Here is a 21,538-nt window from a genome sequence, read left to right as displayed (position 1 = left end):
CCGCGGCCGTTCCGCCTCACCACGACCCACGAACACGTCCAGCAACGCAGAGTCGAACCGACGTTCCCGACCCACCCACGTCACCGCCACACGTCCCTCATCCGCCCACCGACGCAAAGTCACAGGATGCACACCGATGTACTCCGCAGCCGGACCCAGACGCAGCAACGACATGACCGAGATAGCAGCACATAGGATCGCTTAGCAAATCAACCAGCAGCGGCACACCCTTGCTTCTCATGTGTCCTCCGCGGTGCAACGACGCTATGAACCCACTGTCACAGCCAGGGCCCGCCGGTGGATTGGACGAATGTTCCCGGGCCGTCAGCCACGGACTCCGATCGAGTGCTGCGTCACGGCCGAGACCACGCGACATCGTCGACGGCGAGGAACGGCGCGCTCGCCACCGCCCCAGGCGTCACCCCGGTGAAGGTCATGACGTCGCGATGAAGGTGGGACTGGTCCGCGTAACCGCTATCCACCGCCACCGCGGCGGCGGTGTGACCAGCGGCGAGGCGATGGGCCGCGTGATCGAACCGGATGAGCTGGGCGGCGCGCTTGGGGGTGATGCCGATCTGCGACCGGAACCGTGACCACAACCGTTTGCGGCTCCATCCGACCTCAGCGGCCAACCGCTCGACCCGTGTCTGCCCCCGGCCGTTCACCATCCGTCCCCAACAGAACGCGACTTCCGGATCGACCGCGTGGCCCGTGCCGTGACGCCGGGCCAACGCGACCTCCACGATCGCGAACCGGTCTTCCCACGACTTGGCGGCGCGCAGCCGCTCCTGGGTCCGCACGGCGTCGCCTCCCCAGAGGTCGTCGAGGTTGAGTACCGCCCCGCTCAGCTCCGACGCAGCACCTAGGACCGTGTGTGCGATCACGGGCGACATCCGCACCTGAAGGCACGGAAGCTGCCAGCCTGGCCCTGCCCTCGAGCGCGGTTAGGCGCCAGTCCGGCGACGACACACCCTCGTTGTTCCCGCCCATTGCCGTCATCGACGACCAGAGCCCGGTCGCCGAGGTCGAAGACCATCATGACGGCCGGGTGCGGCACCACCTCAACGTCGACGAAGCTGTTGGCCCGATCGCTGAACCCCGCCATGGTGGTGCCCGCCAGCCGCATCGGCCGCATCGGGACCGCGATGTCCCACGTAGGTACACCGACGCGAACCGTCCCCGTAGAACGCACGTCACGATCGTACGCGTCATCGCAGACGGCTCCGGGTCAGTGCATCCGCACATCGGCATGTCCGGATCCCACGACGCCCGACCAGCGGCCACGTCCCGACGGCAACTAGGCCCGCTTGGCGTGACGCTGCGTAGCGCGCGGATCGCGGTTTGAGAGTGCCCGGTGCCGACCCCTCGACGCAGCGAAGCGAAGCGGAGCACCCGGATGCCGGGCGACTGCGCGCGAGGGAGCGAGGACTCAGCGGGCGGGCACCGGCTCGGACGACGGCCGCCACTCTCGCCTGATCAGCCCGTAGACCCACGAGTCAGAGACCTCGCCGTTCACGACGCAGTCTTCCCGCAACGTCCCTTCACGCACGAACCCGAGCTTCTCCAGCACGCGGGCAGATGCCACGTTGCGTGTATCGGTCTCAGCCTGGACGCGATTCAGGTCCAGCGTGTCGAATGCCCACCGCAGCAAAGCGCGCGCGGCCTCCGTCGCGTAGCCGTGGCCCCATGCGGCATCGTCGAAGCAGTAGCCCAACGATGCGCTGCGGTAGTCCGGATTCCACCGGTTCAGGCTGCACCAGCCGATGAACGCCCCGTCGGAGTCACGATCCACGGCCAGCCGCGCCCCGGTGCCCCCCTCTGCCATCTGCCGGCAAGCCGTGATGAACCGCTCCGAGCACACACGCTCGCTCCACGGTGGCGCGTCCCAGTAGCGCAGCACGTAGGCGTTGCTGTGCAGCGCGAAGAGGTCGTTCGCATCCGCGTCGTCGAAGGGACGCAGTCTAAGGCGAGTGGTGTGCAGCGTGGGGGTGGGCAGCGACATGGGCGTCATGTCCCTCCTGTGATTGGTGGCCGATCAACCAGACATCCGGTGCCGGCCACTCGCAATGGGTTTTCTCGGCGGGCGGGCGGAACGACGTGCTCGCTCATCGGCACGTCCGGATGTATGCACCCGGACGTTCACCCTCGTCGCCGGTATCGGGCCGGCCCTGACCTTCGTTCGCGGCCGGTCATGATCGACCGCGCGCTGACCGCCGCGTGATGCAGTCCGGGGCAAGGCCACCTTGCCTCTCGCCCCGGCTCAGGCCCACGGCGGCGGCTCATGGCAGGACGAACGAGAGGTCCCTGTGAGTTCTGCGGTTCAGCGGAATGCCGATCTTGACGCGGCGAGCGATCTCCCCGCAGCTGATGCCCAGCCCCTTGGGCGATGAGCCGTTCGGGGCGAAGAGGTACGGGGTCGTCGAAGATGACCGGAACCTGGACGGGCCAGGGGCTTTCGGGAGGGGACGGGGCGAGCAGTTCCCAGCATGAGTCCCACTCCAGGGCGAACCGGTTGCGCCGGGCGATCAGCGGGTCGAGAGGGACGCGGGCGACGAGGGCAGAGGAGTTGCCGGAGTAGCCCTCCAGAAGGATCGGATCCAGGTACCGGACCGGGACGCGATCGTGAACGGTGATTTTGCTGGTTCGGTCGCAGGAAACGCAGGCAACCAGGAGCCAGATGTCGAGGAGTTTGCCGTCGGCATTGACGCGGAACTTCCCGTCGCCGGTGCTGGCGAGGCCGGAATGGCAGTGGACGCAGTGGAACGCGAGCAGGGGAAGGCGCGTGCGCCGAAGGGTCCAGGACAGCACGATATGAGGACGCATAGACATGATCTCTCTGAAGACCTGACGGAAGGCATGGGAAAAGAGCCGACGGCGACGTCGGCGACCGATGCACGGGGAAGGTGTCAGGTCTAAAGAGCAGGCGGTGTCACGCGGGGTGAAGTCCTCTTGTGAGTGGGTCGGAGAAGAAGATCCAGTTACAACTTAGGGTGGGACGGGCTGGCGAGGCCACCCATTTTTGTCCTGGTGCCGAGCACTGAGGGGCGGTCGGCGAGTTGGGCGTGGACCACGCGCCGATCGCCGCCGCGGCCCCTTTCTGCCGTATTCCGGCCCCCCGGTGGGACTTCTTCCTCCCGCTGGCCTTCGCCCTGTCCTTCGGCAGCCTCGCGGGGACGACCGCCGCCTACCTGCCGCAGCGGATTGGTGAACAGAGAGGAGACGTCCAGATGCATGCACCCGTGAGCTGGTTACCTTGCGTGACGAGCGCATCGCGGCATGTGCGGATATTCCAAGACCGGCCGCACCTCAATACGGCTCAGGAACAGCCACGACCAAGCTATGAGCCGGATGCCGTAAGGCGGTTTGGGTGCTGCGATGGCGTCGCGACTGGTCGGCCGTTACTCAACGGGCACCAGTGGCCGTCGGAATCAGTCGCCTGAGTAGCCCCAGAAGTAGATCTCTGCGGGCTCACCAGCGCCATCGTGCAGGACGGCGCAGCGCCCGAACCACCGGCTACGGACGAGGTCATCGATGGCGTCGATGTGCGCTCGTGTTAGGCGATTGGTTCCCGCCCGTTCCTTGGCTTCCACTGCCGACACGGGCTCGACGGTACGGTAGTCCGGCCTTTCCTCGGGCCCCAACACGTGGTCCATGTCGAGTATCGAGTGTGTCCCGCACTCCTGGACGTATTCGTCGGCGAATAGCTCCATGATCGTTTGCGGCCGTGGGCGCCGCTCCTCCGGAGGCACCCAGTCTGCGCCGAGGCCCCAGTAGTAGTCGCCCTCTGCGAAGACCCTCTGCCGCAGCTCTTGAAGCGCGCGGTTCAGGTGCGGCTGGTAGGGGACAAAGTAGCTCCACGCAGACGCGCCCACGACGTCCTGCCTTTCCATCACGCCCTCCGCGGTCGGCGGCGGCTAGGCCTGCCGGGGGACCTTAGCGGCCAGGTCCGACAATCCCTCGTTGAAGGCCAGCGCGGGGCATGAGCCCGGACAGCGGCAGATCCGGATACTGAGTCGCTGCAGCAGGGACATGACGGGCTGAGGGCCTCATGGGCGCGGTGCCGATAGCTGTCTGACGTGGCGGACCGCATCTTCACTCGGCAGGTTCCGATGCTTCGGGAGGCTATCGCTGTCACCTCGGCGAAGCACGACTTGCGGCGATGCCGTGCGATACTGCGGCTCGTGCACGTGACCGGGAAAGTGCAGATGACGTACGGCCTGCTGCGGCGGATGAATCAAGACGCACAGGGCCGCTGGCAACGCGTCATGCGGGCGCTACTGCTCATCCTCGCGGCGCTGGTTGTGCTGCTGGCCACGCTGCTCGCGACACTGACCGGGTTCAACGGCCGGCTGCTCTACCTCGTGCTGGTGTTGTGCGCCGCGTTCGCCGTGACAGAGATCCTTCCGGCACTGAGTTGGTTGTTGCAGCGCCGCCTCTTCGTCGAGCCGTTCCGGTACGAGGTTAGTACGTCGGGCATCGACATCCAGACGGCGAGTAGCCGGACCCAGATCGACTGGTCTGGCATCACCCGGATTCGGCGGCGACGCCACACCTGGCTACTGAAGTACGGCATGAGCCAGATCCCGGTGCCGCGGGCGGCGTTCTCGCCTGAGGATCAACGGATCGTGGATGACTTCATCGTTAGGCGCCTCGAGTTCGCGGGGTGACCGTCGTCCCCCAATGCGACCAGCCCGACCGCTCGGCTACCTCCAGTAACCCGCGCAGTACATCCGTAAGGCGCGGATTGCGGCTACTTAGAGACTTTCCCCAGGATCGGTGTCCGGCCAGACTCGGTCCAGGTGCTCGGCGAGACGCTCCCACATTGCGACTGCCCACCGGTGTCATTGGTGTGGCTCTCTCATGGCCTGCGGTCTCGCCGGGCACCGCGCGAGGAGAGGCTGAAAAGGGGTTTGTTCTGCTCGAAGTAGCGGTGCCCTCCTTGCTGATAACTCATCCAGTTCCGGCAAGGGAGGCACCGATGACGGTGATCATCGGGATGGACCCGCACAAGCGTTCAGCAACCATCGAGGTCGTCGACGAACGCGCCCGGGTGCTCGCAGTGGGCAGGTACGGCGCCGACAAGATTGGCTACGCCGACATGCTCGCCGCCGGCCGTATGTACGCCGATCGGGTGTGGGCGGTCGAGGGGTGCAACGGCATCGGCAAGCACATCGCGCACCGACTGGTGCATGACGGTGAGACGGTCATGGACGTGCCGGCGAAGCTGTCTGCTCAGGTGCGGGTGTTCGCCACTGGCAACGGCCGCAAGACCGACCCGGTGGATGCGCACTCGGTGGCGATGGTGGCACTGCGTTCGCCGAACCTGGTGCAGGTCCAGCTCGACCCGGACCTGCAGGTGATGGGAATGCTGGTCGACCGTCGCGACGAGCTTGGCCGGGCACGGACGCAGACCGTCAACCGGCTGCACCGGCTGCTGCTGGAACTTTTCCCAGGCGGGGCAAAGCAGTTCCTGTCCGCCGGGCAGGCACGTGCGCTGATCGCGACCATCAAACCCAGAGACATCGTCGGCAAGACCAGACGCCGCCTCGTCGTCGAGCTGATCGGTGAACTTGAGAGCATCGACAAGAAGATCAAGGCTGCGGAGAAGGACCTCAAGGAGCTGGTGATCGCCCGCGGCTGCACCCTGATGGACCTGCACGGGATCGGCCCGTCAGGTGCAGCCCGGCTGCTGGCAGACGTCGGCGACATCCGCCGCTTCGCCGACCGCGACCGGTTCGCGTCCTGGAACGGCACCGCCCCGCTCGATGCGTCCTCCGGTGACCAGAAGCGTCACCGGCTCTCCCGCGCCGGCAACCGGCGGATCAACCGGACACTGCACATCATGGCCGTGGTCCAGCTGCGCAACCGCACCGAAGGCCGCGCCTACTTCGACACGAAGAAAGCCGCCGGGAAGACCTCCATGGAAGCCACGCGGGCGCTGAAGCGGCGACTGTCCAACGTCATCTACGCGCGCATGCTCGCAGACCAGCAACGACGGCAGGCGGCGGATCCGGGAGGGCACTCGGGAACGACTCTGCAATCCAGCGTGACCGACCTGACCCCGGACATCGGCCCTTCGGACAAGCCACTTCCCGGACCCGCCACCACCCAGCCTAAATTCGCCCTCCGAGCGGTGTCTTGACACAAAGGGGTGCCATGAGCGGATGTCGGCAGCGCCGAGCCCTTGAGTCTTCTGGGGCGTGAGGAACTCAAGCGCCTTCCGAACGAACTCTTCGTGGTATTGGAAAATCCCGCCGTGTCCGGCGTCTGGGTACGGCGGTATGAACTCGCTGTTGGGTAGACGTTCGGCTAGGGCGACGGTGTTCCTGCTTGGCACCAACCTGTCGCTGTCCCCGTTCGCCACCAGTACCGGATGGGTGATGGTCGAGAGGTCTGTCGGCTCTTGGCGCCCCCACCGGCGGATAGCTTGAGTTGGGCGCGGAAAGCCCGCAGGGACATGGCCCTGTCGCGGCCCTCCTTGCGTTCCTTCAAACGCTGCAGAAACTCGCGTCCTGCCTGACGCCCGTTGGCTGTCCTGGTGAAGAAGAGGAACTGCTTTGGATCCTGGAAGGTCAAGGCGCCCCTCACGATGCCCTGAAGGGTCACTGCTGTGACTTCGTCGATGCCTTCGCCTCCAGCAGGACCTGTGCCCGCGAGAATGATCTTGCGGACTAGCTGCGGTTCCTCTTGTGCGATTCCCTGCGAGATGAAGCCGCCCATCGAGAATCCGAGCAGATCGACCTGTTCGAGTCCCAAAGCCTGGATGAACGCCATCGCGTCGTGCGTCATCGCCTCGATCGTGTCCGGTGTCGAGCCCCCTGACGCGCCAACACCTCGGTTGTCCAAGGTGATCACTCGATGCTGAGCGGCGAGACCGTCGACTACTCGCGGATCCCAGTTGTCTAAGACCGCGGCCAAAGTTCACGCCATCTACCGACACGGCCCGGGTTGGCGCATCCTTGTAGGACACACGTGAGCTGCTCCCAGAGCTTCCCGACACGTCCATGTCGGGTCTCCTTTAGTGGAGCGCGCTTGGCGGTTTCTGGTAGTGGCGGGTCGCTCGTGCCCTCCCCCGCAACGGTGGCGCGCTCTGTCCGCCGCAGCCTGACGGTTCACGGCTATCTGAGAGCGGCAGGTGCGATCACTTCATCCGGACGACGACTTTGCCGGCCTTGGCGCGCCCTTCCTCGACATACGCCAGGGCTTCCCGGGTCGACTCGAATGGAAACACTCGGTCCACGACCGGCCGGATCGTCCCGGCCTCGATGAGGGAGGTGACTTCGCGCAGCTGGTCACCACTGGCCCTCATGAAGAGGAACGAGTACGTCACGTGGCGGCGTCGCGCATGCTGCCGGGTTCGGAAGCTTAAAGCGGTCATCACCAGCCTGACGAGGTGATTTGCTCCCAGTTCCTTGGCGAAGGTGGGATCGGGCGGTCCGGCGATGCTGATGACTTTCCCACCCGGTTTCAGCACCTGCAGAGACTTGTCGAGCGTCTCGCCACCGAGAGTGTCCAGAACAACGTCATAGTCGTGCAGGACCGTCTCGAAAGCCTGCTTCTTGTAGTCGACGACGACGTCCGCGCCCAGACCCTTCACCAAGTCGACCTTTGACGTGCTCGCGGTCGTGGCCACGCTCGCCCCCAGATGCTTCGCCAACTGGATGGCGATGGTGCCCACGCCGCCGGAGCCTGCATGGATGAGGACCTTCTGGCCCGCCTGCACGTTCGCTCGCTCAACCAGGGCCTGCCAAGCGGTCAAGCCGACCAGGGGAATGGACGCGGCCTCCTCCATGGCGAGCGTGGTCGGCTTGGTCGCCACGTCGCCCTGGTGGATCGCGATGAGTTCCGCGAACGCTCCGATCCGGTTCTTGTCCGGACGTGCGTAGACCTCGTCGCCTACCGTGAATCGCGTTACGCCCGCACCCGCTGCGACAACCACGCCGGCCAGGTCATTGCCCAGGACGAACGGCACCCGGTACGGCAGGATCACCTTGAAGTCGCCGTTCCGGGTCCTGAGGTCGAGCGGATTGACGCTCGCCGCGTGAATCCGAACGAGGACGTCCTGATCGCCCACCTGCGGATCTGGCACATCGCCAGCACGCACTGCGCTGGCATCCCCGTAGCGCTCGACAATAAATGCCTTCATCGTTCTCTCCGTCCTCGCCGCGCCGCAGGCGGCAGCGCAAGACTCCCCGCCCGTCAGCGCTCTGTAACCGCAAGCCTCGTCTCAAGCTATGAACACTACGACCTGAGTATTGAAAAGTAAACTCAGCTAGTATGATGGGTGTATGGACGCTGGTGTTGACATGCTTATTGCTCGGGACACGACGAATTGCTCGATCGCCCGAACCTTGGAGGTGGTGGGCGAGAAGTGGACCCTGCTGATCCTTCGAGAGGTCTGGTACGGCGCATCCCGCTTCAGCGACTTCGAACGCATCTTGGGATGTCCCCGCAACCTGCTCGCTGAGCGGCTCCGCAAGCTCGTCGAGCACGGCATCCTGTCCACCGAGCCATACCAGGAGGCAGGCTCCCGCAGCCGACTCCGGTACGTGATCACACCCAAGGGGACCGATCTGGCGCCGGCAGTGCTAGGACTGATGCAGTGGGGCGACCGATACCGCGCCGACTCGGCGGGCCCGGCCATCATCACCCGCCACGACAGGTGCGGCGCCCAACTCTCCGTGCAGGTCCGATGCGAGCACGATCACCACGTCCAGGCGAGCGACATCCAAGCCGCACCTGGCCCAGGCTTTCGAATGACGGCGGACCAGTGATGCGACCAGCGCTCAACGCTCGCCTGTGCATCCACGATGGCGCACGGCGACGCCGCCACCAAGCCCGCGCCCGGACCAGCCACTACCGGCAACAAGCAGCCCAACACCCTAAAGATCAAGATCTACGGCTGGAGTATCAGGACAGGGGCGCGCGGGATCTCAGGATCTACTGCCATCCGGTCTGAACGTCGGCGCCGAGCCCAACGGCTCGACGTCCAGGACCTGCCTCACTCGTTGAGCGAGGTGGCGAAATCCGGCCACAGCAGTCGGCGGGTGGTTGGGATGGGAGATCAGGATTGGGTGTGGCAGAAGACGAGGCGCGTTCAGCCAGGAGTGTCGAGCGAACAGAGATGTTCAGCGACGCGGTGCTCGCCATCATCATCACCCTGCTCGTGCTCGACCTGAAGCCGCCCCAGGTCAGTCCCGGCCACCTGTTGCGGGGGCTGCTCGAAGAATGGCCGGCGTACCTGGCGTACGCCACGTCGTTCCTCAACCTGGCAGCGATCTGGCTGGCGCATCGCTACGTGTTCGAGCGCATCCGGGCGACCAGCCCGCCGCTGAACTGGGCCAACCTCGCCATATTGTTCAGCTCAGCGCTGGTACCCTTTCCGACCGCCGTGGTCGCCCGATTCCTGAAGGCGGGCAATCAGGGCGACATCCAGACCGCACTCGCCCTCTATGCCCTTGTCGGCGCGCTGATGCTAATCAGCGCGTGGATCTTCTACCAGTACGCCGTCCGGCACCCCGAGCTGATCCATGCGGGCGGCGGCAAGTACCTCCGGCAGGAGCGGGCCAAGGCACTGATCGGCGCCGCGCTCTTTCTCGGTGGGGGCCTATTCGGGTACGTCTCGCCTTGGATCGCGTTTGCGCTTTTTCTCGCCGTACCGCTCTACACCGGCATCACGACCCCTCGCTAGACGGTATGAGCAGCCTGGTTGACCGGGCCGGGGCCTCACTCGCAACCTGACGTGGATTGCCGACGAGGAGTGGGCCCCGTCGGTAGTGCCGACATTTGCGGGAGGCCCCGGTGTTCAGTGAGCGTACGAGTGTTGGTCTGGACGTGCACGCGCGGTCGATCGTGGCCTGCGGTCTGGACACGGTGACCGGGCAGGTGATGCGTCGGCGGCTTGTTCCGTCGGCGGAGGCGGTCCTGGACTGGCTGCGGGAGTTGCCGGCGCCGGTGGCGGTGGCGTACGAGGCCGGCCCGACCGGGTTCGACCTGGCCCGGCAGCTGGTCGCGGCCGGGGTGCGGTGCGTGGTCGCGGCGCCGTCGAAGCTGCAGCGGCCGGCGGGCGATCGGATCAAGACCGATGCCCGGGATGCGTTGCTGCTGGCCCGGTTGCTGCGGATGGACGAGATCGTGCAGGTCCGGGTTCCCAGCGTCGAACAGGAGGCGGCCCGGGACCTCGTGCGGGCCCGTGAGGATGCCCGGGGTGATCTGATGCGTTGCCGGCACCGGGTGTCCAAGCTGTTGCTGCGCCACGGCATCGTCTACTCCGGTGGTCATCCGTGGAACGGGGTCCACGAGACGTGGCTTCGGGGTCAGCGGTTCGACCAGCGTGGCATCCAGCTCGCGTTCGATGCCGACCTGGAGGCCATGCTGCTCACCTTGGACCGCCGTGACCGCCTCGACAAGGCCATCACCGAGATGGCCGCCAACGGCGAATACGCCGCCATCGTGCGGCGGCTGGGTTGCCTGCGTGGGGTGTCCACGTTGACCGCGTTCGGGCTGGCGGTGGAGGTCGGCGACTGGCATCGGTTCACCGGGGCCACGATCGGCGCTTACCTCGGCCTGGTTCCGACCGAATCGTCGTCCGGGCAGCAACGTTCCCAGGGCTCGATCACCAAGGCTGGCAACACTCACGCCCGGCGGCTGCTCGTCGAGGCCGCCTGGCACCACCGCCGCGACTACCGCAACCCCGGCGCCACGATGCGGGCCCGGTGGAAACTCGCCTCACCCGCGGCCACCGCGCGCGGGAACGCCGGCAATCACCGGCTGCATCAGCGGTGGGAGAACTTCGTCGCCCGGAAGAAGAAGACCGTGATCGCCAACGTCGCCGTCGCTCGCGAGCTGGCCGGATGGTGCTGGTCCCTGGCGGTCCTCGGCGACTGACCCAACGCAGCACCCATGAGCAGCCAGGCGGTGCCGGCCGGACGTGGCAGCGCGTGGAGCGAACCCGCGCCAGTACTAAGAGCAGCAACGCTTTGCGGTGCCACGCTCGACTTTCTAGACCAGCGCGACGCTCCAGCCGAACAGCCCGTCCTGCAGGTAACCAATCCGCGTATATCAGTCTGACCGCGCGTCGCAAACGACACGCTCACGACCGACCGCACCGCCTGGCCCACAACGTAGAACAGCGGCCGGAACCCTCTTCTCCGGACGCCATCCCCGCCTTGCCTCTTGACAAGCTGCTCTACATATCAGTACTCCAGCCGTAAATCTTGGTCTCGGCAGGTCCGGCAAGTGAGACCGCACAGGCAGCGTCCACCATGGATTACTGTGTGCCTGTCAATGGTCGAAGCGCAGATGATGCGCGGTGAGTGGATTGACCCTGAGCGGGCGCGGATCACGCTGGGGACCATGCGGAGCGGTGGATCACCCAGCGGCCGAGCCTGCGCTCCCAGACTGTGGCGCTCTACCGATGGCTGCTCGGCAAGCACATCGCGCCGTACCTGGGCGCAGTGGAGCTAGGCCGGTGCACACGCCGATGATCCGCGAGTGGCGAACTAAATTCGGCATGACCGCGCGGTCAGCGGCAGATGCGGGCATGTCATGAGCGGTAGCGGCCTCAGACAAGCTCGCGAGCTGACTTCCCCGTCTCCTCGTGCTCCGGTCGGAGCACCACCCATCCAAGATCCTGGTCGACCAGCGCGGTGGCCAGCCTTCGAAGTACGTGTGGAAACTGATCCGCATCGGCCGAGACCTCGACGTCGAGATGCCATCGGCCCGATCCGCTACCCGCGCCGGTCACTTCGCCGTCAGCTTGTAGAGCAGTCGCGAGTAGTTCTTCGACGTCATCGCGATCGACGTCGTCGGGCAACTGATGATTACCGATGACCTCGATGAACATGCGTGTGATCATAGGCGGAGCCTGAGGAGACACACGCTCATCGGCATGTGCGTATGCCGGCCGAGTCAGCACTTCGTAACGCCGCGTAGCGCGCGGATCGCGGCAGATCCGGACATCTGGTCTTGGAAGGGTACGGCCGGCTCCGCGGTCGCTAGGCCGTCGGGGCGCTGGCCTGATGTGGGTCACCGAGCAGCCGGTCGGCGCCTTGGCGGACGGTGTCCCAGTCGGTCTTGGGTGTGCGGTCGAGGTTCCTAGCGAGCCAATGCGCGCGGTCCTCGTGTTCCCGCCGCAGCCCGACGAGGTCAAGGTCAACGCCGGGCAGGCCGCCACGACGTTCCAACTCCTCGACCCGCTGCAGCACCGCCGTCATCAGCCCTCGGTCGAGCGTGTGTACAGCCTCGAGGTACGCGGCGGTCGGGACGCAGAACCGGACGGCCGGGCCGGCAGTGAAACCGATCTCGCCGTTGTCCTCGTGCCGCCAGTCCACGGTGATCTCGTCGCTGTCGCCGCGGACGGTGCGCCAGAACCGCAGACTTGGAGCATTCCGCAGGTAGCCGAGGTCCAGGTAGTGCTCGCCGTGCCAGTTCGCGGCCGTGACCACCGGGTGGTCGGGCGCATTCGGGTCGATGTCCCCGAATCCGTCCTCGTCACCGGCGGTGACGAATGCGAGCGGATCGCATGCCCACTGCGCGGGGTCGGAGGCGATGAACAGCTGCAGATCGGCGGGCACCGGCTCGAGGACGTCCGGTGTGAGGACATTGACGTCTTCCCAGAGCCGGGCCAGGTAGTAGTCGACGTAGGGATGCGGATGATCGAGGCGGGTCCGCCGCAGCAGCTGGTGCCCGCCGACCTCGAGCCAGTACCAGCCCTCGGTGAGCCCGAACCAGTGCAGCGTTGGTTGGTCACCGCCCCACGACGACACCTCGTCCAGCGGATACAACTCGAAGCGGAACCTGATCATCGAGGCAGTATCCCGTACGCCTCGCCGCGTCAGCGGATGTCGACATGGCGGTCGCGACCCGGTCCGCACGGATCGCGGCCATGAGCGTGCGTCCTGTGCTGCCGAGGACACGGGGCGGGGGCCACCAGATAGTGCGCCATGTCGGGCCGGGCGGACCGATATTCGGGCGTCTCGCCGGGGTGCGTCCACTAGCGTCCCGCCTCATGGAGAACACCACCGTACGCACCGAACGCCTCGAGCTTCGCCCGGTGCGGGACGAGGACGTCGACCGGATCCTGGAGTACCGCAATCTGCCGCAGGCCACGCGCTGGCTACTCCGCACGCAGGTCGACCCTGCATCCTTACGCGCGGCATGGCGACGCGCGGCCGCAGACCCCGACGACCACAGCATGGCGGCCACGCTCGACGGCGTGGTGATCGGAACTGTCTCGCTCGACGTCGTCGACGGCATGGGTCAACCCGGCATGCCACCACGGACCGAGGCCCAGCTCGGCTACATCTTCGATCCAGCCTACGGCGGAAATGGCTACGCGACCGAGGCGGTCACCGCGGTGGTGGCGCACGCATTCGACCGGCTGGGCATTCGGAGAATCACCGCTGGCTGCTTCGCGGACAACCTCGCCTCGGTGCGAATCCTCGAAAAGGTCGGCATGCGTCGTGAGCAGCACGGCGTCGGCGATTCCTGGCACGCCGAACTGGGCTGGGTGGACGGCTACACCTACGCCCTCCTCGCCGAGACTTGGCATCGAGAGGCAGCACCGTAGGAGCAGCCGAAGATTCTCAGGCCGGCATGAAGCCCTGGCCAGAATGTTCTCAGTGGGACCCAGCTCGGTAGTACCTGTCGAGGAAAGCTGCGTAGTGTCCGGGGTCGTACGCCTCCTCCACCCACGTGATCACATCGAGGATCTCTCGGGCTTCCTCGGTGCATACGGTGGTGAGATACTCCTTGGTCCTGGCGACGCCCGCCCCCAGCATCAGTTCCGCGTCGATGGCGCCGGCCGCGTCCATACTGGTGCCGCGAGCGCGGTGAACCAACAGCGCGTCCTCGACGGCGCCGACGTGCCACAGCTGGACGGCGCACATCCGCATCAACTGCGTGTTGCCGGGTACGGTGCCCGTTCCAGAGTAGGTCTCCGCCTCGCGCCGGGCTTCGCGCACGAGGACATCCCGCACGATCGAGACCTGGTCAGCGCCGACCCGCAAACCGTAAGCGGCCAGGTGCTGGTCGGCGTCCCGCTCGTACTGGTCATAGATGTCCATCCCCATGCACCGTGTGTAGCAGGAGCCAAGCGCTTCGGCCAGACAGCGCTCCCGAACCGCGGCAGAGCCGGATGTCTGCGCATGCCCTCTGGCTGGAGCGAGCTTGTCCTATCCCTGTGCTCTAATCCCGTCATGCATGTCGTCGTCTGCGGCGCACTCGTGGAGAACGGCGCGGTCCTGCTGGTACACCGCAGCCCGACCCGCCGGGCATACCCGGATCTCTGGGACCTGCCCGGGGGGCACGTCGAAGCGGGTGAGTCGGAACTACAGGCCCTCGCGCGTGAGATGCACGAGGAGCTAGGGGTTCACATTGTGGCGGAGTCCTCGGCACGGTTGGGCGACCTGCATGCCGGCAGTGGCGAGGACGCCGTCCACGTGGGCGTCTGGCAAATCAGAGACTGGGTCGGCTCTCCCACCAACCGTGCACCTGAGGAGCATGACGACATCGCATGGGTCGGGATCAGCGAGCTGGGCGGCCTTCCCCTCGTGTTTGGCGCCCTGCCGGCATTGCTTCGTTCCCTGCCTGAGCCTGACCGGCTGCCTCGTCCCGACGAAGCACGGACAACCGCATCGCCGAGCGGCCCGTAGATCCATCGCTGCTCGGCACTTCCGTCCGGTTGAATCCCCTGCATCCGGTCATCGGCAGATGAGCACGGGTTGCCGTGGCCTGCAGTGCCAGGCGGACGATGCACCGGCCGGTTCGTGGCGGCGATGAGCAGCGGTCACAGGGATTGGACGATCTGGATCGGGTTGCCGTCAGGGTCTGCGATCCACGCGATAAGCAACCGGCCCAGCCACACGTGCGGGGATGCCAAGGCAGGTGCTCCGCCTGCGACCAGGTTGTCGTAGGCCGCTGTGGTGTCGTCCGTCCAAAGAATGACGGCCGCGCGCTGGCCTTCGGCGATGGGGTCTAGGCCATGGTCGTCGCGGGTGGAGGCAACCGAGGCGATGCCGATCTTGTATCCGTCGAGGACGAGATCGACGTGTATCGGATCGCTGTCGATCGGTACCCGGAAAGTCTCGGTGAATCCCAGCCGCTTATAGAAGGTGACGGCTCGGGGGAGATCGTCGCTGAAGAGAATCACCTGAGGAGTCCGGAAGATCGACATCCGATGACCGTATCGGCGCCGCGCTTCGGCGGCAAAGAGCCACGACCTGGGCTCGGTGCACACAGGCAATCGGGCAAACATCCGCTCATCGGCAGAAGCGGATGCTGGCGACCCCGTCTCCTGTCATCAAGGGTCACGTGCGGTTCCGTCCCCGCTTCTTCGAGGCGCTGGTCAAGGAGATAGCAGGGCGACCACAGCGCCGGCAACCAGGAACGATCCGAGCGGCAGGAAGGCTCCGGCCACCCGGCGACCCATGCAGCGGAGGCCGAGGCCGATCGCGGTGATAGTCGCATCTCGGCCAGGTCAATGAACACGAGCAGGATCATTCCGCTGCCCACCACGCGAAGGCGGCCAGCACTCAGCTGGCCGGCCCGACAGCGGGAGGGCGACGGCGGCCAGCACGGTGGCGGTTTCGACCGGTTAACGGGGGCGCGCCGATGCGCAGGCCGCACGAGGTGTAGCGAACTGGCGGGCGGATGGCGTTGATCCAGAGGGGTTGTCCGCATGAGTATGCGGCTCGCCATGGCTGGCTGTCCGGCGCACCTTGCACGCAATCGCCCCGTGGAGGATCGGCACGAGCGCCAGCAGGCGTAGCAAAGGTGCGCGGGGCGGCCTGGCGGGGACGGTCAATTCTCGTCCAGGGTGTTGCGTAGCTGTGTGGCGAGCGAGATTGTGTCTTCCTGCGGTTCGGCGTCGAGGTCGGCGAGGGCTTTGGTCAGGGCGCGTAGCAGGGTGCGGATGCCGTCGGCGTCGCCGAGGGCGTGTCGGGCGTGCATCGCCTTGGTGTAGAGGGCCTCGTTGTAGCGGTCGAGTCCGATGGCCTTTGCGAGCAGGTCGGATGCGGCCTGCGGGCTACTGTCGAGTAGGTCGTCGGCCAGCAGTAGGTGGGCTTCGGTGCCCCAGCGGCGGACCGTCTCGCGGTGTGGCTGCAGCCACTCATAGTCCTGACCATCCGCAAGGGGTGCGGTGTAGAGGTCGCAGGCGGCGGTGAGGAGTTGGCGGCGGCGCGGCTCGGTGGCGATGGTGGCGCTGCGCATCAGATCGCGCAGTGTCCACACGTCGACGTCCACGGTCGCCGGGTCGAGCAGGTACCGTCCGGCGGACTTGATGACGTAGGCGTTCTTCGTCTCAGCGGTGCCCGCGCGGCCGAGGACGTGCCGCAGGTTCGAGGCGTTGGTGTGTACGCGTTGGTCGGCTTGGCTGATTCGGGCGTCGGGTTCGAGGTATTCGCCGATGTCGCGGGTGCCGGCTCCATCTGGGTGGACGGCGAGGTACACCGCCAGTTCCAGGGCTTTGGCGCGGAGCGGCCGGCCTTCCGCGGTGATGCCGTCGATGCGCGGGGTGCCGAGCACGCGCAGCCGCGCCCGTCCCGACAGGGTGTCGGCGGTGGGCTTGACGGCGGTCGGGGTAGCCGGGTCCGTGGCGGTGGGCGTGATCTCGGTGCGGCTGGCGTGCAGGGGCACGATCGTGACCGGCACGGCCGGTGAGGTGATTGCGGGCGGTTCGCCGGTCTGCGCCTCGCGCAGCGTCGTCAGGATCTGCATAGCGGCGGCCAGTTCGAGCACAGGAAGTCTCGGCGGCAGCGGTTCGGCGGGCTGCCCGGAGATGAGCGTGGTGTGTCCGTCCGGGGCGACCTCGACGGTGGCGCCGTGGGCCCATTCGCCGAGCAGCAGCGCGGACACGTGCAGACCTTCACCCAAGGCGAGGGCAACCTTGGCGCGCATTCGGGCACTCGCGGGCGGGGTCTCGGCGATGAGCATGACCGGCGGTAGCGCTTCCTCGTCGGGCACCGTCCGCCGCAGCTCGTCCAAGTCGGTCAGGGCGTGTTCGTCGAGGATGCGGCTGCGGTGCAGCAGCCGGGACTCGATCACGGTGAGCGCGTCGTCAATGCTGTGGGTCACATGCAGGCGCGGCCATGGGTTGAGGGTCACCACGTCCGGGCCGAGCAGCGTAGTCAAGCTGGCGGCGTCGATGACGACCTCGCCGCGGGCGTCGGGGTGGTTCGGGCCGCCGGAGGCCAGCACGGCGACGAGGGCGGCGCGGGCGGCAGCGGGCGCGCCGTCGCCGACGACTCCGCATCCGCCGGTCGGCAGTGACGCGAGCTCGGGTACGAGAGCGAGCGGCGGGCCGTCGCCGCTGCTCGCATTCGCCGGCTCAAGATTGCGGGCGGCCACGGCGCGGCGGACCTGGAGCACCGGCGGAGGAAGCTCGGTGGGCGGATCAGCGTCAGGCTCGCCGTTGTATCGACGGCGGCGTTGGAGCCAGACCATTGCGGCGGCGGCGCTGATGGCGGCGGCGAGCGACCAGGGCAGCCAACCGGAGTCCGACAGATCCACACCCCGGTCATCTGTGGCCGCCGTAGGGCTGTGCGTGACGGGCGGCGGCGCCGCAAGGTTGGAGGCCCCGGACGACGGCGCTGGCGACGAAACGGATCCGCTTGGGGCTGCCGACCGCGTGGTGGTGGGAACGGCGGCTGGTTGCTCGGGCGCGGGCGGCGGCACGGCGGGATCGGGCGGGTCCGGGGCGGCACTCGGCGATAAGGGCGGTGTCGCAGGCCGACCCGACCGGGGCGTGGGGGGCGCTGCTCGTCTGGCGGCTTGTGGTGGGCGGGCATCGGCAGGTAGGCGAAGCTCCCAGCCCGGGTAGATGAGGTCGCAGTCACGCAGGACACCACCGACAGGAAAATGGCGGTGCTTGTTCAGGCGGCAGACCTCCGGCCACCGACCCGCATCACCGAGCCACTCCTTCGCGACCTTGGACAAGGTGTCGTGTCGCTCGACGGTGTAGAGGTAGCGCTGGTCGGCCACGTGGATGACGGCGGGCCCGCGGGCTGCGGCTTGCCGGGGAACATCGGCGCGCTCGGTCGCGGCGACGGGTGTAGCCGGCCGATCCGAATGCACCGCCGCGTTGAGGGAGCCGGCGGGGGTGACGGCGAGCGCGGCGGTGCCGGCCAAACCGAACACGAGCCGGTGCAACGGGGCTGGCAGCCTGAGTATGGGGATGCGCCACCGGGTCACCGCCCCGAGGATCTCGGCGAGCAGGAGCAATGTGAACACGCCCCACAGCAGCCACATCGCCCAGACGGCTGCACCGATGAGGAAGTCCGGGGTGAACCGTCCGCTAGAGCGCTCGAACCAGTCTGGGATCTGCGACCAGGTCGGCAGCCGGCGGAAAGGGTTCCCACCCGTAGCCCACAGCAGTGCCGGAACGGCGACGAAGAAGAGGCCGGCACCGATGACGCCGCGAACAGCCCCGACTATGGACGGCTGCGCGCGGCGCGGCAGCGAATCGGGTGGAACGCGGACGGTGGCTCGTGCACCGTACTCGGCAAGTCTGTCGCCTTTGCCCCGGCGCGTCTGCGGCACCTGTCCCCCTGCGATTGATCCTCGATCTTCTCCGAATACACGAGCGTGAGTGTCTCCGGCTATCCCGTCGAAAGGATTCTCACCATCTGCGCACAAAGAGTCACGTTCAGCGGATCACGGTTGACGCCACCTCGACCTCACGGGCGAGACTGCCCCTCATGCCAAGCGGGGGCACTGTGTTGTCGATCGACCTAAGTTCGTCGGCCATCGCGGCCACTGTCAGCAGCCACGGCCTGAAGATCCCCATCCTCATCGACGGTCGCCTCGTCATGCCGCCTGGCGCCGCCATCGGCCCCGCAGGGGAGATCTATGTCGGTCTCGACACAACGGCCGCGATGTCCTTGCCGGCAGACCATCGGTTCGTCGATAACCCGACTGACCTCCTCGGCGGGCCCGCCAACGCCGCAGTTGGGGCGCAACCCGACCCGGTGGATCTGCTCGCCGCCGTGCTGCGGCACGTCACCCATCATGCTGCCGTCCAAGTCAACGGGCGGATCACCGCGCTCACCGTGACCGTTCCGCCGAGCTGGGGTCCACGCCGCTGCGGAAGCGTCAGCGAGGCAGCAACCCGCGCGGGATTTCCACCTCCCGCGCTGGTCACCGCGCCCGCCGCCCTCGCCGCCTACGCCACGACGCTCGGCGTCACCGTGCCGACAGGCTCCTGCGTGCTCATATGTCAGGCAGACCGCGAACCGGCGATCCTCACCGTCCTGCAGACCGTCGCCGACGGCTACCGCGAACTGGCGACACAGCAGATCAATCTCGACCGAGGCCTCGACCACCACATCGCCCAACACGTCATCCGGACGGCAACCGCCGACTCCGACCCGCTCCGAGCGGTGACGACTGCGCCCAGTAACGACGAAGCACACTGCGGACCTGGCCTCCTGGAATCTGTCCGGACCGCCAGGCGTCTGCTCGCGACCCAAGATCAAGCGCCGATCCTGCTACCCGCGCCCCGCCAACCCGCCGTCATCACCCGCGACGACGTCACGGTCGCCGCACAGCCTCTCCTCGACCAGATCCCCGGCGCAGTCGACGGACTCCTCGACGCAGCCGACATCGACAAAACGCACCTCGCTAACGTCATCCTCAGGCCTGCCCTCGGCGTGCCCGCGCTGGCCGAAGCCCTCACCGCAGCCGCCGGCATCACCCCTACGCTGATCGATCACCCCCACGCCCTCGCTGACGGGGCCCTCTCCCTCACCACCCACCAACCAGGATCCGCAGCCGCCGCACGGCTACCCCGCGTCCGCCTACGCGTCGGCGACCTCACCGGCGCCCTACTCCTCGGTGCTTGTTCCCTGGCCCTGCTCCTGCAAGCCGTGCTCACCGCCGACATCTCCACCTACAGCACCTGGGTCGTCGGCGTCCGCACCTCGCTACCGCAACTCGGCGCCGCCGGCGCACTCGTCATGCTCACTGCATTCGCCGTGGCGCACCTCGCACCCACCACCTGGCTCGCTGGAACATCCGCCGCCTCGACGCCCGAACCCACAACAGGCAGCCTCATCCGACGCGGATACCTGACCGCCGCCGTCGGCGGCGCCATCACCGCCGCGCTCTACGGCCTCGCCACCGGCACCGCCGTCAGATTCGACTACACCCCCTACCTGAAATGGACCCTCGGCGCGGCCCTGCCGCTGGCCGCGTGCGCCGCCCTCGTCGCGGCCACCGCGCCCCGCATTTCCGCTGACGACCTACCCAGCTGGCTCGCGATGGCCCGTCCCGCCATCACCCACGCGACCACCGCCACCGCGGGTATCTACCTCACGCGCGCAGCACTCACCCTCACGACATCACGCCTTCGGGCCGCGACGAACCTCGCCAAGCACAGCGCTGATCGCGCCCGGCCCGACGAAGCATCGAGCCGGGCGCGTCGAGTGAGCTATGCCACGAAGCGGGAACGGCGTCGGCGTCCGATCAGGTAGCCCGCGCCGCCGAGGAGCAGAAGCGCACCGCCAATGCCGGCCACGGTCGCGGTGTTGGCACCGGTCACGGCCAGCCCACCGCCCTCGCCGCCGGGGGCGCCCAGGCTGGCGGAGGTAGTAGGGGTCGGTGCAACGGTCGTCGTGGCGCTGGGTGTCGGTGTGGGCTGAGACGTCGGTGTCGGTGTGGGCTGAGACGCGCAGTCAAGCGCACGTGCGGCGTACAGGCCGTTGTTCAGGTAAGCCAGGTAGGCATCGATGGCCCCGTCGTCGAGCACCTTTTGCGCGGCCGCCTTCACGTTGGCGCCAGCGCCCGTCAACGTCCGGACCACCGTGATCCGCAGATCCGTTGACCAGGCGTTCTGCACGTCCGCCTTGAGGAATGCGCGGAGATCATCCGCGGTGCCGTTCAGCCGCTCCTGTATTACGCGAGGCAAAACGGGCAACGAGTCGGCGTTTGCCGTGGCCAGGATCTGGGCGGCCAACACCCGCACCTGTACATCGGTGGCGGTATCCAGGTCGATGGTGACAAGCTCGCGGATATCCTTGTACACCTTGCGCTCGACCGTTTGGCAGGCCTCGTTCAGCCCGGGCGATTCGGTTTGAGCCACCGCCGGTGCCGCCGGAATCAAAAAGGCCAGCGCCATTAGGGCGCCGGCCGGGACCTTCCATCGCATGTGGTCTTCCTCCCCGTTGCAAGCCAAAACATGGAGATATTACCGTCAGTGGGCGGAAAAGCAAGAAGGGATCGACGTCCTAGACTGCGCAATGAGCAGGACCGCGGCGCAGAAGCTGTTCATCAAGCCCGGCACGGCGGTCTGGGTCGCACCTGCAACCCGTGATGATCCACACCAAGACCTTCTGCCATCGGCTGCATCGACTTACGCCGCCCGTCCAGAAGCAGACCACGCAGTTACGCCTCGCCTTTCGTGCGCTGGTCCGACCGGGCCGAGGGGCGGCGAATCCGTCGCCTACTGAGGTGATCTCAACGACAATTGGGTAGGTATCGGTATTCGAAGTGGGTGAGCACGAGTGCGGCGCGGACGATGTCGTCGACGCTTCGGGGGCTG

Annotated in this window: 21 protein-coding genes and 1 pseudogene; 8 read left to right on the top strand and 14 right to left on the bottom strand. The window is 66.9% G+C overall.

Translation table 11 applies throughout. The annotated features are described in order from the left end of the window. The 5 genes from ABZV00_RS36465 to ABZV00_RS36445 form a co-directional block, all read right to left on the bottom strand. The coding region (locus ABZV00_RS36465; protein WP_355614819.1) for a helix-turn-helix domain-containing protein at nt 1-174 on the bottom strand (174 nt) is incomplete at its 3' end. 179 nt (nt 175-353) lie between these two features. Then, entirely contained in the window at nt 354-800 is a 447-nt protein-coding gene (locus ABZV00_RS36460; RefSeq protein WP_355614813.1) for a helix-turn-helix domain-containing protein, read from the bottom strand. A 629-nt stretch (nt 801-1,429) separates the two neighbouring features. After that, nucleotides 1,430-2,011, bottom strand: a complete 582-nt coding sequence (locus ABZV00_RS36455; protein WP_355614810.1) for a GNAT family N-acetyltransferase — start codon at nt 2,009-2,011, stop codon at nt 1,430-1,432. Nucleotides 2,012-2,139: 128 nt separating this feature from the next. Further along, on the bottom strand, nt 2,140-2,823 hold the full coding sequence (locus ABZV00_RS36450) for a DUF1062 domain-containing protein (protein WP_355614816.1): 684 nt from the start codon (nt 2,821-2,823) through the stop codon (nt 2,140-2,142). Between the two features lie 605 nt (nt 2,824-3,428). Continuing rightward, nucleotides 3,429-3,890, bottom strand: a complete 462-nt coding sequence (locus ABZV00_RS36445; RefSeq protein WP_355614807.1) for a hypothetical protein — start codon at nt 3,888-3,890, stop codon at nt 3,429-3,431. Between the two features lie 186 nt (nt 3,891-4,076). Between ABZV00_RS36445 and ABZV00_RS36440 the strand changes: the two genes are divergently transcribed. Together ABZV00_RS36440 and ABZV00_RS36435 are read left to right on the top strand one after the other, a co-directional pair. After that, the gene (locus ABZV00_RS36440) at nt 4,077-4,667 is read left to right on the top strand and encodes a YcxB family protein (protein ID WP_355614804.1); all 591 of its coding nucleotides are present in this window, start codon (nt 4,077-4,079) and stop codon (nt 4,665-4,667) included. Between the two features lie 311 nt (nt 4,668-4,978). Next, the gene (locus ABZV00_RS36435; RefSeq protein WP_355614801.1) at nt 4,979-6,142 is read left to right on the top strand and encodes an IS110 family transposase; all 1,164 of its coding nucleotides are present in this window, start codon (nt 4,979-4,981) and stop codon (nt 6,140-6,142) included. 167 nt (nt 6,143-6,309) lie between these two features. Here ABZV00_RS36435 and ABZV00_RS36430 read toward each other — a convergent pair whose 3' ends face one another. Further along, on the bottom strand, nt 6,310-6,918 hold the full coding sequence (locus ABZV00_RS36430) for an alpha/beta hydrolase (protein ID WP_355614798.1): 609 nt from the start codon (nt 6,916-6,918) through the stop codon (nt 6,310-6,312). Nucleotides 6,919-7,141: 223 nt separating this feature from the next. Beyond that, nucleotides 7,142-8,146 (bottom strand): NADP-dependent oxidoreductase, encoded by a 1,005-nt coding sequence (locus tag ABZV00_RS36425; protein ID WP_355614796.1) that lies wholly within the window; start codon nt 8,144-8,146, stop codon nt 7,142-7,144. Between the two features lie 142 nt (nt 8,147-8,288). Between ABZV00_RS36425 and ABZV00_RS36420 the strand changes: the two genes are divergently transcribed. The 3 genes from ABZV00_RS36420 (at nt 8,289) to ABZV00_RS36410 (ending at nt 10,887) form a co-directional block, all read left to right on the top strand. Then, nucleotides 8,289-8,774: a helix-turn-helix domain-containing protein gene (locus ABZV00_RS36420; protein WP_355614793.1), complete on the top strand. Its 486-nt coding sequence runs from the start codon at nt 8,289-8,291 to the stop codon at nt 8,772-8,774. A gap of 302 nt (nt 8,775-9,076) precedes the next feature. After that, entirely contained in the window at nt 9,077-9,691 is a 615-nt protein-coding gene (locus ABZV00_RS36415) for a TMEM175 family protein (RefSeq protein ID WP_355614790.1), read from the top strand. Nucleotides 9,692-9,801: 110 nt separating this feature from the next. After that, a complete protein-coding gene (locus ABZV00_RS36410; protein ID WP_355614787.1) occupies nt 9,802-10,887 on the top strand; it encodes an IS110 family transposase in 1,086 nt (361 codons plus the stop codon). Nucleotides 10,888-11,563: 676 nt separating this feature from the next. Here the strand turns inward: ABZV00_RS36410 and ABZV00_RS36405 are convergent. Next, on the bottom strand, nt 11,564-11,845 hold the full coding sequence (locus tag ABZV00_RS36405; protein ID WP_355614784.1) for a hypothetical protein: 282 nt from the start codon (nt 11,843-11,845) through the stop codon (nt 11,564-11,566). A gap of 151 nt (nt 11,846-11,996) precedes the next feature. Further along, the gene (locus tag ABZV00_RS36400) at nt 11,997-12,806 is read right to left on the bottom strand and encodes a DUF5984 family protein (protein WP_355614781.1); all 810 of its coding nucleotides are present in this window, start codon (nt 12,804-12,806) and stop codon (nt 11,997-11,999) included. Between the two features lie 203 nt (nt 12,807-13,009). Between ABZV00_RS36400 and ABZV00_RS36395 the strand changes: the two genes are divergently transcribed. Then, entirely contained in the window at nt 13,010-13,570 is a 561-nt protein-coding gene (locus ABZV00_RS36395) for a GNAT family protein (protein WP_355614778.1), read from the top strand. Between the two features lie 49 nt (nt 13,571-13,619). Here ABZV00_RS36395 and ABZV00_RS36390 read toward each other — a convergent pair whose 3' ends face one another. Then, on the bottom strand, nt 13,620-14,066 hold the full coding sequence (locus tag ABZV00_RS36390) for a hypothetical protein (protein WP_355614775.1): 447 nt from the start codon (nt 14,064-14,066) through the stop codon (nt 13,620-13,622). A 132-nt stretch (nt 14,067-14,198) separates the two neighbouring features. Between ABZV00_RS36390 and ABZV00_RS36385 the strand changes: the two genes are divergently transcribed. After that, a complete protein-coding gene (locus ABZV00_RS36385) occupies nt 14,199-14,654 on the top strand; it encodes an NUDIX domain-containing protein (protein WP_355614772.1) in 456 nt (151 codons plus the stop codon). A 134-nt stretch (nt 14,655-14,788) separates the two neighbouring features. Here ABZV00_RS36385 and ABZV00_RS36380 read toward each other — a convergent pair whose 3' ends face one another. Both ABZV00_RS36380 and ABZV00_RS36375 read right to left on the bottom strand, forming a co-directional pair. Then, nucleotides 14,789-15,175: a VOC family protein gene (locus tag ABZV00_RS36380; protein WP_355614769.1), complete on the bottom strand. Its 387-nt coding sequence runs from the start codon at nt 15,173-15,175 to the stop codon at nt 14,789-14,791. Nucleotides 15,176-15,801: 626 nt separating this feature from the next. After that, on the bottom strand, nt 15,802-18,540 hold the full coding sequence (locus ABZV00_RS36375; RefSeq protein ID WP_355614766.1) for a transcriptional regulator: 2,739 nt from the start codon (nt 18,538-18,540) through the stop codon (nt 15,802-15,804). Here ABZV00_RS36375 and ABZV00_RS36370 point away from each other — a divergent pair. Continuing rightward, the gene (locus ABZV00_RS36370) at nt 18,489-20,471 is read left to right on the top strand and encodes a hypothetical protein (RefSeq protein ID WP_355614763.1); all 1,983 of its coding nucleotides are present in this window, start codon (nt 18,489-18,491) and stop codon (nt 20,469-20,471) included. The two genes, ABZV00_RS36375 and ABZV00_RS36370, sit on opposite strands and share 52 nt — an antisense overlap. On the opposite strand, the gene ABZV00_RS36365 is transcribed toward ABZV00_RS36370, so the two are convergent. After that, the gene (locus ABZV00_RS36365; RefSeq protein ID WP_355614760.1) at nt 20,429-21,145 is read right to left on the bottom strand and encodes an LPXTG cell wall anchor domain-containing protein; all 717 of its coding nucleotides are present in this window, start codon (nt 21,143-21,145) and stop codon (nt 20,429-20,431) included. The two genes, ABZV00_RS36370 and ABZV00_RS36365, sit on opposite strands and share 43 nt — an antisense overlap. Before the next feature lie 176 nt (nt 21,146-21,321). Continuing rightward, nucleotides 21,322-21,432: pseudogene (locus tag ABZV00_RS36360) on the bottom strand (transposase); the annotation flags it as partial. Nucleotides 21,433-21,538: the final 106 nt, after the last annotated feature.

Source organism: Micromonospora sp. NPDC005173 (assembly GCF_040608515.1).
Taxonomy (GTDB): Bacteria; Actinomycetota; Actinomycetes; order Mycobacteriales; family Micromonosporaceae; genus Micromonospora.
Note: the sequence above shows the minus strand (reverse complement) of the source record. Positions and strands in the feature narration are given on the sequence as shown.